Annotated in this window: 14 protein-coding genes; 8 read left to right on the forward strand and 6 right to left on the reverse strand. The window is 31.7% G+C overall.

Annotated elements, in window-relative coordinates:
- Positions 1-300: 300 nt before the first annotated feature.
- Positions 301-1,029, reverse strand: coding sequence for an FMN-binding protein (locus IX290_RS09715; protein ID WP_211493009.1), 729 nt, complete (start codon positions 1,027-1,029; stop codon positions 301-303).
- A gap of 323 nt (positions 1,030-1,352) precedes the next feature.
- Here IX290_RS09715 and IX290_RS09720 point away from each other — a divergent pair, with 323 nt between their 5' ends.
- Positions 1,353-1,628: a hypothetical protein gene (locus tag IX290_RS09720; protein ID WP_211493010.1), complete on the forward strand. Its 276-nt coding sequence runs from the start codon at positions 1,353-1,355 to the stop codon at positions 1,626-1,628.
- 37 nt (positions 1,629-1,665) lie between these two features.
- Here IX290_RS09720 and IX290_RS09725 read toward each other — a convergent pair whose 3' ends face one another.
- The 4 genes from IX290_RS09725 to yqeB form a co-directional block, all read right to left on the reverse strand.
- Positions 1,666-2,421 (reverse strand): exodeoxyribonuclease III, encoded by a 756-nt coding sequence (locus tag IX290_RS09725; RefSeq protein ID WP_211493011.1) that lies wholly within the window; start codon positions 2,419-2,421, stop codon positions 1,666-1,668.
- 90 nt (positions 2,422-2,511) lie between these two features.
- Entirely contained in the window at positions 2,512-2,889 is a 378-nt protein-coding gene (locus tag IX290_RS09730; protein WP_211493012.1) for a RidA family protein, read from the reverse strand.
- Between the two features lie 3 nt (positions 2,890-2,892).
- Positions 2,893-3,681, reverse strand: a complete 789-nt coding sequence (locus IX290_RS09735; RefSeq protein ID WP_211493013.1) for an XdhC/CoxI family protein — start codon at positions 3,679-3,681, stop codon at positions 2,893-2,895.
- The gene (yqeB, locus tag IX290_RS09740) at positions 3,681-4,496 is read right to left on the reverse strand and encodes a selenium-dependent molybdenum cofactor biosynthesis protein YqeB (protein ID WP_211493014.1); all 816 of its coding nucleotides are present in this window, start codon (positions 4,494-4,496) and stop codon (positions 3,681-3,683) included. Before yqeB ends, IX290_RS09735 begins: the two co-directional genes overlap by 1 nt.
- Positions 4,497-4,635: 139 nt before the next feature.
- Between yqeB and moaA the strand changes: the two genes are divergently transcribed.
- The 6 genes from moaA (at position 4,636) to IX290_RS09770 (ending at position 9,761) form a co-directional block, all read left to right on the forward strand.
- Complete coding sequence (gene moaA / locus IX290_RS09745) at positions 4,636-5,610, forward strand: GTP 3',8-cyclase MoaA (RefSeq protein ID WP_211493015.1); 975 nt, start codon at positions 4,636-4,638, stop codon at positions 5,608-5,610.
- Positions 5,603-6,046: an MOSC domain-containing protein gene (locus IX290_RS09750; RefSeq protein ID WP_349290759.1), complete on the forward strand. Its 444-nt coding sequence runs from the start codon at positions 5,603-5,605 to the stop codon at positions 6,044-6,046. The genes moaA and IX290_RS09750 overlap by 8 nt, the downstream gene beginning before the upstream one ends.
- A 101-nt stretch (positions 6,047-6,147) precedes the next feature.
- A complete protein-coding gene (locus tag IX290_RS09755; protein WP_211493017.1) occupies positions 6,148-7,278 on the forward strand; it encodes an ABC transporter ATP-binding protein in 1,131 nt (376 codons plus the stop codon).
- Complete coding sequence (locus IX290_RS09760; RefSeq protein ID WP_211493018.1) at positions 7,265-8,122, forward strand: ABC transporter permease; 858 nt, start codon at positions 7,265-7,267, stop codon at positions 8,120-8,122. Before IX290_RS09755 ends, IX290_RS09760 begins: the two co-directional genes overlap by 14 nt.
- Positions 8,115-8,888, forward strand: a complete 774-nt coding sequence (locus IX290_RS09765) for an ABC transporter permease (protein ID WP_211493019.1) — start codon at positions 8,115-8,117, stop codon at positions 8,886-8,888. Before IX290_RS09760 ends, IX290_RS09765 begins: the two co-directional genes overlap by 8 nt.
- A 72-nt stretch (positions 8,889-8,960) precedes the next feature.
- Positions 8,961-9,761, forward strand: a complete 801-nt coding sequence (locus IX290_RS09770; RefSeq protein ID WP_211493020.1) for a peptidylprolyl isomerase — start codon at positions 8,961-8,963, stop codon at positions 9,759-9,761.
- 257 nt (positions 9,762-10,018) lie between these two features.
- Here the strand turns inward: IX290_RS09770 and IX290_RS09775 are convergent, their stop codons facing one another.
- On the reverse strand, positions 10,019-11,431 hold the full coding sequence (locus tag IX290_RS09775) for an HD domain-containing protein (protein ID WP_211493021.1): 1,413 nt from the start codon (positions 11,429-11,431) through the stop codon (positions 10,019-10,021).
- Between the two features lie 161 nt (positions 11,432-11,592).
- Between IX290_RS09775 and IX290_RS09780 the strand changes: the two genes are divergently transcribed.
- Positions 11,593-12,111 carry a hypothetical protein gene (locus IX290_RS09780; protein ID WP_211493022.1) on the forward strand — a complete coding sequence of 173 codons (519 nt, stop codon included), beginning with the start codon at positions 11,593-11,595 and terminating at the stop codon, positions 12,109-12,111.
- Positions 12,112-12,202: the final 91 nt, after the last annotated feature.

Raw genomic sequence — 12,202 nt, forward strand, 5'->3', positions numbered from 1 at the left:
TACAAAAAAGAGAGCTGAGTAAAACATTTTTTTAAAAATGTTACTCAGCTTTTTTTATATACTAATAAAATATCATACCTAAAAAAGAGAGACTGTTGCATTTCTAAATTTTAAAATTAAAATTCTCTTAGCTATCAATTCTTTCTATTTATTTTGCTTACAGAAAGAAAATCCGAAACTCACTTCGGTCAAACAGTCGGATTTTCAGTATTCTGTTTCGCTGCATAAATGACGCAAGAATTTCTAATGCCCGAAAATTTTAATTTTTACATATTTGCAACAGCCTCAATTTGGATTTTATTATTTTACTGTGAATTCTACACGGTTATTATAGGCATTTTTAATAGCACCTAAAATATCCCCATGTGAGTCCTGGATACTCATAGTAGCACCTGCAACTACATCTGCAAGTTCTTTCTTTTCAGCCTCACTAAGTTTTGCATATTTTGCTTTATCTTCCTCTTTAGTTGCTTTTTCTTTTAAAACTCTTCCATTTATATCAGAAGCGTTTTTAGCAAACCATTCTTCAACCTCTTTAATTGTCTTACCTTTAAAATAATTTTCATAGAAATCCATCTGTTTATCCCAATCATTCCTAGGATTCATACCATATGTATTTCCTCTTTGTCTTTTACTTTCCCAGTTTTCAATCTCTTTAGTCAGAGCTTCAACAGAGTTATCAGCTACTCCATCTACCTTACCAGTACTAGTATCTACATAGTTATATGGAGATGTTCCAGGCCATCCAGAAAATCTAGGCATAGTTTTACCTTTAGCATTTGGTGTTCCCACCTCAAGAACATCTACACGGAGGTTCACTATTTTACCTGCCTCATCAAATACACCAGCAGCAGTTACATAGTTAAATGAATATACAGGGACACCTTTGTTGTCTTTACCAGGTCCAACTCTGAAATTAGAAGTTTGTCCAAGTCCTTGATACAGTTTTGTTTCAGCCATAGCAATGCTATTAACTCCTAAAAGTAGTGAAGATAGTAATAGCCCTTTTATAAATGTTGTTTTTTTCATTAAATAATACCTCCTGTTTTTATATATAGTAAAATGTTAACTTATTATACTCTATATACTGAAAATAAGCAATATAAAGAATATTGATTTTGTAAAGTTAATTGTATGATAGTACAAACGTTAAATAAGACTAGACAAAGCAAAAATAGTTATAACAGGTTTATAATGTATATATATTTTATTAATAATAAATTCAAATAATTAGGTTGTCAAAACTGGATAAAAATAGTATAATGAAAGAAAGTTGGATATGGCAATAACTAAAAGTTTAAGTTATGTCTGGCTAAATTTAATCTATAACTTTATTATATTAGGAGGAAGATATGGGAATAGAAAAAAATCTTAGATACATCAATGAGGAATACGAGCAAGAAGTAGCAAGACTAGAAAGACTTAATAACTTTATAAACAGTAAGGAATTTGAAACTGGAACAGATGCTGAACAAAAGAAATTATTACTTGAAAAACAAGAAGTTCTTAAAAAATATGTTTCAATAATTGCTGAACAAATGAAATATGACAGAAAGAAAGTTCAAGATGAAGAATTCGATGTTAGCAACTATGATGACATTGAAAAAAGCCACTTTCACAAAAAATAGTTAAAATGAAAAGGAGAGTTTAAAAGCTCTCCTTTTTTTATATGTTAATATTTAATACAACTGGGCAGTGATCTGAACCTAGTACCTCAGTATGAATTTCTGCATCTACTAGCATATCTTTAAGCTTTTCAGATACTATAAAATAGTCTATTCTCCACCCTGCATTGTTAGCTCTTGCATTAAATCTATAAGACCACCACGAATATATCTCAGTCTTATCAGGATAGAAGTATCTAAAACTATCTATAAATCCGCTGTTTAAAAGCTCAGTCATTTTAGCTCTCTCTTCATCAGAAAACCCTGCATTCATTCTATTTGTTTTAGGATTTTTTAGGTCAATCTCCTGGTGAGCAACATTTAAGTCACCACATACAATAACAGGTTTTACCTTATCAAGTTCCATTATATACTCTCTAAAAGCATCTTCCCAAGTCATTCTGTAATCAAGTCTGGCAAGCTTAGTTTGAGAGTTAGGTGTATAAACATTTATAAAATAGAACTTATCAAATTCAAGTGTTATAACTCTTCCCTCTTGATCGTGCTCTTCGATTCCAAGTCCATAAGTGACATTTATAGGTTTTATCTTTGTGAAAACTGCTACTCCAGAATAACCTTTCTTAACAGCATAATTCCAGTATTGATTATAACCTTCTAAATCAAGTTCAATTTGACCTTCCTGTAGTTTTGTTTCCTGAACTGAGAAGATATCTGCGTCTACGCTTTTAAAATAGTCTAAAAACCCTTTTTTAACACAGGCCCTTAGTCCATTTACATTCCATGATACAAATTTCATATTTACTCCTTTTAAGCCTTTTTAGTTTATTTATTAAAAACACCTTAAATGTCATAGGGCATTTAAGGTGCTGTGTTTAATCTGATGTGATTATTTTACTGCAATAACTTCTATTTCAACTTTTACGTCTTTAGGAAGTCTAGCAACTTCAACACATGCTCTTGCAGGTTTAACATTTCCTAAATATTCGTTATAAACTTCATTTACAGCTCCGAAGTCATTCATGTCTTTAATGAAAACGCAAGCTTTTACAACGTCGTTCATTGAATATCCAGCAGCTTCAACAATAGCTTTTACATTTTCTAGAGATTGTCTAGTTTGATCTTTTACATCTTCTGATACAAGAGTCATAGTTGCAGGAATGAAAGGAATTTGTCCTGAAACAAATAACATTCCATTAGCCTCAATTGCTTGTGAATATGGTCCTAAAGCAGCAGGTGCTTTGTCAGTGTGAATAATTTTACCCATTTTTTAGCCTCCTATGTATTTGTTAGTTATAATAGTTCTGTGAACTAATTCGCCTCCATTTTTGATTTTTAAAATTTCAGCGATAACCTCAATAGCAATTTCTTCAGGTGTACCGTTTGAAATTTTTAAACCAATGGGCGCAAATATATTATCGCCTATTTTTCCCTTTTTTTCAAGGTTTTCTTTTAAATTTGTTATTTTTTTTCTACTTCCAATGATACCAATATATTTAGCACCACGATTTCTAACTAGCTCAAGAACAGCCTCATCCATGACATGACCCCTTGTAACTATTACGATATAAGTGTTTTCATCAATGGACATCTTAGGTAAAATATCCTCAAATTTTGCTAAAGTCAGCTCTGGACAAGATGCCAATAATTCTTCTCTGTCGTCAATAATCTTTGTATCAAATTCTAAAAACTTTGAAATCTGGTATATTTTCTGTCCCACATGTCCTGCACCGCATATTATAAGTTTTGAAGATGGCTTGAAAATTTTAATATATCCACGTACAGTTCCACCACAATTCATCTTTAATTCATCAACAGTTGTTAAAGAGTATTCAAAGCTTTTACTCTCTCCCGTTTTTAGAAGTTCTCTTGCATCCTGTATTACTTTGTTTTCAATAGCTCCACCACCAATAGTGCCAGCTATAGAATCTTCAAAAACACCCATTACTGTTCCTGCTTTTCTTGGAGTAGAGCCAGTTGTATCAGTTAGAGTTACCAGTGCAGATGCTTTTCCACTTTGTAAATTTTCTTCAATTTTTTTAAGTATATCTATTTCCATTATCTTTCCTCACCTTTATTTAATAAATATAAAATAGCTTCTAAAACAGCCCCACCAATTGCTCTTGCCTTGTCAGAAATTGTAAAACAGTTCTTCTGCTCTTCAATACGTGGATCAATATCGGCTATTTTAAAGTGATCAGGTACCTCAAATCCATCTCTTATTATTCCACGTAACACTCCTGATATTGTAGCCTTTACAGGAGTATCCCCAATATATGCAAGTATATCGTCCTTTTCTACTATATCACCTATATGATGTATATTTTTTATCTTACCTTTGGCATTGCTATATATTACCCTTTCAATTCCATAACCTTTTATAATCCCTGGAGTTCCTGTATTCTTAGATGCAGGACCTTCAAATATAAGTCTTCCAAGATTGTGCCCTCTCATAGTTTCAACTACAACATGGCAATCTTTTTTAGCAGAGAATCCAGGTCCAAGAGCTATAACTATAGGTGCCATATCAATATCAGTTCCCATATTTTTCTTTGCAAGAATTGCATCTACTACTATTTGAGGATGTAAAGATTTTATATATTCACCTTTGGGATCTATTGCTATAGGAATAACTTTGTCATTCCAGCACTTCTCTATTTGAGACAGATCACTGCAGAGTCTTGATTTAATACCCTCTATCTCAATTTCTTCATCATATACAGCTTCTCCAAATGATACTTTTCTTCTTATTGATGAAGGTTTAGCTATCTCAAGTACAAGAACTTTAAATCCACTTCTATAGAGTTTCTGGATAGTTCCACTTGCTATATCTCCTCCACCTCTTACAATTACTAATTTTTTATTTATATTCATTATCCTATACCTTTCTACTATTCCTTTTATATCTAGGATAAAACAGTTTAGAAGATAAGTCAACTCACTTTTTACATAGAATTATTTCTATAAGTGTGTTATATTAAAAGTAGAGGATAATGGTAGAGAGAGGTTAAAAATGAAAGACAGATTAGGAAGAAATATAGAATATTTAAGACTGTCGATTACAGATAGATGCAATCTAAGATGTGTGTACTGTATGGGGGATAAAAATATAAAATTTCTGCCAAGAGAGGAGATACTTAATCCTGAGGAGATAAAAGATATTGTAGAGATATTTGCTGACCTCGGAGTTAAAAAAATAAGAATTACTGGTGGAGAGCCACTGGTTCGTAATAATTTTAGAGAGATAGTTACAAATATCAGGGATATCGAGAAGATAGAAGAGATAAGTATCACTACAAATGGAATAAAATTATTGGAAAATATAGAATTTTTAAAGGAAAAAAACATTAATAGTATCAATGTGAGTCTGGATACATTAAAACCTGACCTGTATCAAGAGATTACAGGTGGTGGAAATTTGAATTTGGTTTTATCTGGAATATATAAAGCATTGGAACTTGGAATAAAAAGAGTTAAAATAAATGTTGTAATTATAAAAGATAAAAATCAAAATGAAATAATGGATTTTGTAAGACTAACAGAAAAATATCCTATAGATGTGAGATTTATAGAACTTATGCCTATTGGAGTTGGAAAAGAATACTGTGGAATTTCAAATGATGAGATAAAAAAAGAGATTGAAAAAACCAGAACTCTTACATTTGTAAATGAGGTACGAGGTTCAGGACCAGCAGTGTATTACAAGACAGACGAGGGAAAAGGGGGTATTGGATTTATAAATCCCTTAAGCCATAACTTCTGTGAGTACTGTAATAGAGTTAGGATAACTCCTGAGGGATATTTAAAACTTTGTCTTCACTGGAAAGATGGAGTTAATTTAAAAGAGATTATAAGAGATAAAGATAGAAAAAAAGAGTTAAAAAGTATAATAGAAAATGCTATTTACAATAAACCATCAAAGCATCAGATGAATGAAAAAGATGGTAAAGATTTTGAAGAGAGAACAATGAATGGAGTAGGTGGATAAATTGGCAAGAATAACTGCTGTTTGTATAAGTGAAAAAAAAGGTACACAGAAAAAGAATGTTTATGAGAGAAATCTTATAGAGAATTTCGGAATGGAAGGGGATGCCCATGCAGGAAAGTGGCATAGACAGGTAAGTCTTCTATCAAAAGAGAAGATAGATGATTTTATAGCAAGAGGTGGAGATGTAATAGATGGAGATTTTGGGGAAAATCTTATAGTAGAGGGAATTGACTGTGCAAAACTTCCAATTGGTCAAAAAATACTGATAAATGATGAGGTAATTTTAGAGGTAACTCAGATTGGAAAGGAATGTCATTCTCATTGTAACATTTATAAAGCCGTAGGAGACTGTATAATGCCTCGAGAAGGGATTTTTACCATTGTGATCAAGGGTGGCAAGGTTAAAGTAGGAGATAGCGTTAAATTGATAAAATAATTAGCTATTCAATATATTATATTTGTGATATAATTTGCAGGATTGTAAAAAAAAAATAAATAAAATAAAAGATAATTTTGAGGATATATGGAGGTATTAGATTGGAAAAAGATATTAGCCTTAGAAACATTGTAAAAAGTTTTGATGGGGTAAAAGTACTAAAAAATATTAATCTGGACATAAAAGATGGAGAAATTTTTTCTATTTTGGGACCTTCTGGTTGTGGAAAAACAACACTGCTTAGAATGATAGCTGGATTTACAGACCCAGATGAAGGAGTTATATATCTAGGAGATCAGGATATAACAAAACTTCCTCCAAATGAGAGAAACGTAAATACTATATTTCAAAAGTATGCTCTTTTCCCACATTTAAGTGTTTATGAAAATGTGGCATTTCCTTTGAAATTAAAAAAAGTTGACAAAGATATAATTGATGAGGAAGTAAAGAAGTTCATAAAACTTGTTGGATTATCTGAACATATAGACAAGATGCCTAATCAACTTTCTGGAGGACAACAGCAGAGAGTATCTATAGCAAGAGCATTGATTAACAAACCTGGAGTACTTCTTCTAGATGAGCCTCTATCAGCTCTTGACGCTAAGCTTAGACAGAATCTTTTAATTGAGCTTGACCTTATTCATGAGGAGGTTGGAATCACATTTATATTTATAACTCATGACCAGCAGGAAGCTCTATCAATATCAGATAGAATAGCTGTAATGAATCAGGGAGAGATATTACAGATAGGTACTCCAGCTGAGGTATACGAATCTCCAGCAGACGCATTTGTTGCTGACTTTATTGGAGAGAACAACTTCTTTGATGGAACTGTAACAGAGGTATTAAATGGGACTTTTGCAAGACTTCACAACAATGAGTTGGGAGACCTTGTATTTGAAATGGATAAACCTGTAAAGGTTGGAGACAGAGTAAAAGTATCAATAAGACCTGAAAAGATAAAACTATATAAAAACATGCCAACAATAGCAAATGAGATGGTAAATGTTTTAAAAGTATATGTAAATGAGGTTATCTATTCAGGATTCCAAAGTAAGTATTTCGTATTTTTAAATAATAATAAAGAATTGCCATTTAAAGTGTTCAAGCAACATGCTGTGTACTTTGATGACAACGATGAAGATGTAGTATGGTGGGACGAAGATGCATATATAGCTTGGGACGCAGATGATGGATTCCTTGTAGAGGTGATATCAGATGAAAAAAACTGATTCAGGTAAATGGTATGCACTGCCAATAACTCTTTGGTTAATTGTGTTTTTCGTCATACCTATGTTGATAGTTTTCAGCTACTCATTCCTTAAAAAAGGAACTTATGGTGGAGTTGAACTTGAACTATCCTTTGCAGCATTTTCAGTATTTACTGATAAAGTATTTTTAACTATACTCTGGAAGACAGTGTACATATCAATATTTGTAACAATATTTACTGTACTCCTATCTCTTCCAACTGCATATTTTATAGCACGTTCAAAGTATAAAAAAGAACTTTTGTTTTTGATAATAATACCATTCTGGACAAACTTCCTAATAAGAATTTATGCATGGATGGCAGTACTTGGAACAAATGGACTTTTAAATAACATGCTTATGAAATTTGGAATTATTCATGAGCCATTAAAGCTTTTATACAATACAAGTGCTGTTATTCTAATTACTGTATATACGAGTTTGCCTTTTGCAATACTTCCTCTATATGCTGTAATAGAAAAGTTTGATTTTTCACTACTTGAAGCTGCAAGAGACCTTGGAGCTACAAATAGTCAGGCATTTTTTAAAGTATTTATGCCAAATATCAAACCTGGAATTATAACAGCAGTTCTATTTACATTTATACCAGCTTTAGGTTCTTATGCTGTACCAAAGTTGGTTGGTGGTACTCAGGCAACAATGTTAGGTAACATTATTGCTCAACACCTTACAGTTACAAGAAACTGGCCTTTGGCATCTACAATATCTACAGCCTTGATTATTGTTACTTCAATAGCTGTGGTTATCTTTATGAAACTCACTACAAGAGAGAGAAAAAACAAGGTGGTGGTAGATAATGACTAAGAGAAGAACATCGTTATTTTTCTTTATACTGTCTATGCTGTTTTTCTATATTCCATTGCTTATTCTTATAGTATTCTCATTTAATGAGGGTAAATCAATGGTATGGAAAGGATTTTCACTTAAATGGTACAAGGAACTTTTCCTATATTCAGACAATATATGGAAAGCATTTAGATATAGTGTTGGAATAGCTGCAGTATCTGGAATTATTTCAACAGCAATTGGGACTTTAGGAGCAATAAGCCTTAGATGGCATGAATATAAGTATAAGAAATATCTTCAGGTTTTAACATATATCCCTTTAGTTATACCTGAAATTATTTTAGGGGTATCACTACTTATACTATTTGCAACTATAAAACTTGAACTTGGATTTACAACAATATTTATAGCTCATACAACATTTAATATTCCCTTTGTATTATTTATAATACTTTCAAGACTTGAGGAATTTGACTACTCTATTGTAGAGGCAGCTTACGACCTTGGTGCAACAGAGTGGCAGACACTTACAAAAGTGGTTATTCCAAGTATATTTCCAGGAATTATATCTGGATTTTTAATATCTGTGACACTGTCATTTGATGACTTTGTAACTACATTCTTTGTAGCAGGACCTGGTTCATCTACATTGCCACTTAGAATTTACTCAATGATAAGACTTGGAGTTTCACCTGTTATAAATGCATTATCAGTTTTACTTATTGGAATATCAATTATACTGACACTTTCAACAAAGAGATTACAAAAATATTTAATCAAATAAAATTTGGCAATTGGGAGAATATATAGTATAATTTATTTGACAAGAATATAATATTTTGGGAGGACGTAAATAATGAAAAGAATATTTAAACTATTGATGATACTTGCTATATCTATGTCAATTATTGCTTGTTCTAGTCTAAAAAATAAGTTAGGGGAGACTGATGCAAAATACAACGATATCAGAGCAACATTAGTAACTACTCAAGGAGATATCAACTTTTATCTATATCCAGAAGCAGCTCCATTAACTGTTGCAAACTTCATTAACTTGGCAAAAAGAGGATTTTATGATAATACAAAAATTCACCGTGCTATTGAAAACTTCGTAGTACAAACTGGTGACCCTACTAATACAGGAACAGGTGGACCTGGATACTTTATTCCAGATGAAACTGTTGAATGGCTGGATTTCTTCCAACAAGGAATGTTAGCTATGGCTAATGCAGGACCTGGTACTGGAGGATCACAATATTTTATAACTCTATATCCAGCTGAATGGCTAAATGGTAGACATACAATATTTGGTGAATATATAAGTGATTCTGACTTCTCTAAGATTAAAAAACTTGAACTTGGAGACGTTATAAAAACTATTAAATTCTCTGGAGATATAGATCTATTCCTTTCACTACATAAGGATCAGATAGATGAGTGGAACAGAATACTTGATGCAAATTATCCTAATTTGAAAAAATATCCTGTAAAACCTATATCTGCTTATGGTGATGAAGCAAAACAATATCAGGAAGAACTACAAAGAATCTACACAAGACATGATAAAGTAGATGATGAGAAAGAATGGCCTGTTCCTAGATTTATAAGAGCAGTTGAGAGAAAAATAAAAGGAACACCTGAACCACAAGAAGATTAATTTATAGCCCTTTTACCACCTAATTGGTAAGAGGGCTTTTTTATTCACCAAAAAAGGCTGTTGCATTTCCAATACTATAAAAATAAAATTCTCTTAGCTATCAATTCTTTCTATTTATTTTGCTCACAGAAAGAAAATCCGAAACTCACTTTGTTCAAACAGTCGAATTTTCAGTATTCTGTTTCGCTTCATAAATTTCGAAAGAATTTCTAATGCACGTGAATTTTATTTTTACATATTTGCAACAGCACTTTTCATTAAATTATCTCTTTCAGGTGTCTTAAAAAGCTCTTATAAGCTTCATCTTTCTTGTCTCCTCTTACGTAGAAGAAGAAACTTAAATTGTGAAACTTACTGAAATCTTTTTGCGGCAGAAGCTCATTTAATTGTCGTTTCTGACCTTTTAAAACTATCTCTATAGGAGTTTTTTCAACAGAGTGATAGAATTTATGGTGCTGACTTACTAAAAACACCTCTCCCTCTTTTACACCTATATCTTTTTGTATCATAGAGGTAAGTTTTTTCATCTTATCCTCATCTTTTAAAAGAAGATTTAAGGTATCATTATCAGGGATGTAGTTACTATCTATCCACTGTTGTTCCATATCGTGATACTCATATATAGTCTTCCATAGACTTTTTAAGAAATCTCTTTCGAAAAATTGAGTGCTTAATATCTTTAGATATTCATGTGTAGTTTTTCTTTTTTCAGTTACATATATATTTCTTAAAAATGAATATACATCGTCATCACACATCAAATTACATGCAATTGCCTCAGGAGAAAAGAAATCATCTTTTTTAATGAGGTTATGTTCAATTGAATAGTTTATCATCTCACCAAGAAGATAATCTGTATAGACAGAGATGTGGTGATGATATACCCACAGATATAGTGAGTCTCTTGAATCAACAACTGATTGTACAGCTGGTAGTGCTTTAGCTACAAAGCATAGAGTATTATCTTTATCTATATCAAGAGATGCTAGAAGTCTTTCTATATCCATGAAAGGGGCTATCTTTCCAGTCATATGATTGTCTCTCATAAGATAGTCCAATTTATCTACGTCAATTGATTGAGCATTTAATATTCTAATACAGATATTTTCAGCCCATTTATCCTGCTCTGAATATTGATTACCTATAATCATTCTACATATAAAAAGCGGGTCAATTCCATTTGGCAGAAGCTTTGCAAACTTTGTAAGAATACAGTAACACGACATCACTTCATGAGGACTTCCCTGTATTTCTCCATGTTTAAAAAAGGCTTCTTTTAGATTGGCATCTTCATATCTTTCTCTATTGATTTCACCATATATTTCAGATTTGTCTAAAAACTTCTCTCCTAAATGAGAAAATGGTGGATGACCAACATCATGAAGAAGAGCTGCAAAACGTAGATGATTACGTAAACTTGCCAATTCATTCTCCTTTTTACCTCTCTCTTTAAACATAGGTGATAAAGTATCAAAAAAATCACATGCAAGCTTCATTACTCCCAGTGAATGTTCATATCTTGTGTGATTTACAGAGGGAAAAAGCAGATTGCATGTAAGCTGTTTTATTCTTCTAAGTCGTTGAAAATTAGGTGAATCAATACATTTTTGTATCTCATCATCTATATAGATATATCCGTGAACCAGGTCTTTTATAACTTTTAAACCCATAAAAATCCTCCCCCCTTGTCTTCTTATATAGATTATATCACACAATGTACTGATTATGCTTTGTATATATGAAAAATCATATTTTTTTTACAATTAAGTTGTATTTAAAATTAAACTATATTATAATAATTACAAGATTAATTTCAGAAGGAGTGTATTAAATGAAAAAGTATTTAGCAATTTTATCGGTTCTAACACTTCTTTTAGCTTCATGTAATAATGAGACAAAAGAAGCAAAGAATGAAGCTGCACCACAACAAGTTGAACAAACAACTGAAGCTGGAGCATCACAAAATGAAAAAGAAGAGGTAGAACAAACTCAAGAACAGGTTCAAGAAGAAACTGGGGAAGTTGGAGAAACTGGAGAAAATGAAGATGAAGCTTACGTAGAAGAAAGTGAATATGCTTCATTTGAAAAGAGCATGTTAGATTTATACAGTGGTGAAGGAATAACTAATATCATGGTAGCACCATATGCAAAAGGTGTTGACATTATATTTAATGTTGATAATAAAAACATGACTAAAGAAGAGTTCAACAATATTGCAAAAGAAGTTGTAAAAGAATTGAAAAACAACTTTGACTATATTGACAAAGACCTTAAAATTGGTTGCAGTTTAGAGTATCAACCAGACCCTAACGAAAACGCAGAAGTATTAATGACTGCTGATGTTAAATAGTTATATAAAATTATAAAAGCTCCCAAAAGGGAGCTTTTTTTATATATTAGGAAATTATAATTTGAATAATAAGATAGAAAGTAGCTGAGAA

The organism is Fusobacterium sp. DD2 (assembly GCF_018205345.1).
Lineage (GTDB): Bacteria > Fusobacteriota > Fusobacteriia > Fusobacteriales > Fusobacteriaceae > Fusobacterium_A.

Coding starts and splice junctions, on each gene's coding strand:
- IX290_RS09760 (WP_211493018.1), top strand. CDS start 7,265: ATGAAAAAAACTGATTCAGGTAAATGGTATGCACTGCCAATAACTCTT.
- moaA (WP_211493015.1), top strand. CDS start 4,636: ATGAAAGACAGATTAGGAAGAAATATAGAATATTTAAGACTGTCGATT.
- IX290_RS09775 (WP_211493021.1), bottom strand. CDS start 11,431: ATGGGTTTAAAAGTTATAAAAGACCTGGTTCACGGATATATCTATATA.
- IX290_RS09765 (WP_211493019.1), top strand. CDS start 8,115: ATGACTAAGAGAAGAACATCGTTATTTTTCTTTATACTGTCTATGCTG.
- IX290_RS09780 (WP_211493022.1), top strand. CDS start 11,593: ATGAAAAAGTATTTAGCAATTTTATCGGTTCTAACACTTCTTTTAGCT.
- IX290_RS09725 (WP_211493011.1), bottom strand. CDS start 2,421: ATGAAATTTGTATCATGGAATGTAAATGGACTAAGGGCCTGTGTTAAA.
- IX290_RS09730 (WP_211493012.1), bottom strand. CDS start 2,889: ATGGGTAAAATTATTCACACTGACAAAGCACCTGCTGCTTTAGGACCA.
- yqeB (WP_211493014.1), bottom strand. CDS start 4,496: ATGAATATAAATAAAAAATTAGTAATTGTAAGAGGTGGAGGAGATATA.
- IX290_RS09735 (WP_211493013.1), bottom strand. CDS start 3,681: ATGGAAATAGATATACTTAAAAAAATTGAAGAAAATTTACAAAGTGGA.
- IX290_RS09770 (WP_211493020.1), top strand. CDS start 8,961: ATGAAAAGAATATTTAAACTATTGATGATACTTGCTATATCTATGTCA.
- IX290_RS09715 (WP_211493009.1), bottom strand. CDS start 1,029: ATGAAAAAAACAACATTTATAAAAGGGCTATTACTATCTTCACTACTT.
- IX290_RS09720 (WP_211493010.1), top strand. CDS start 1,353: ATGGGAATAGAAAAAAATCTTAGATACATCAATGAGGAATACGAGCAA.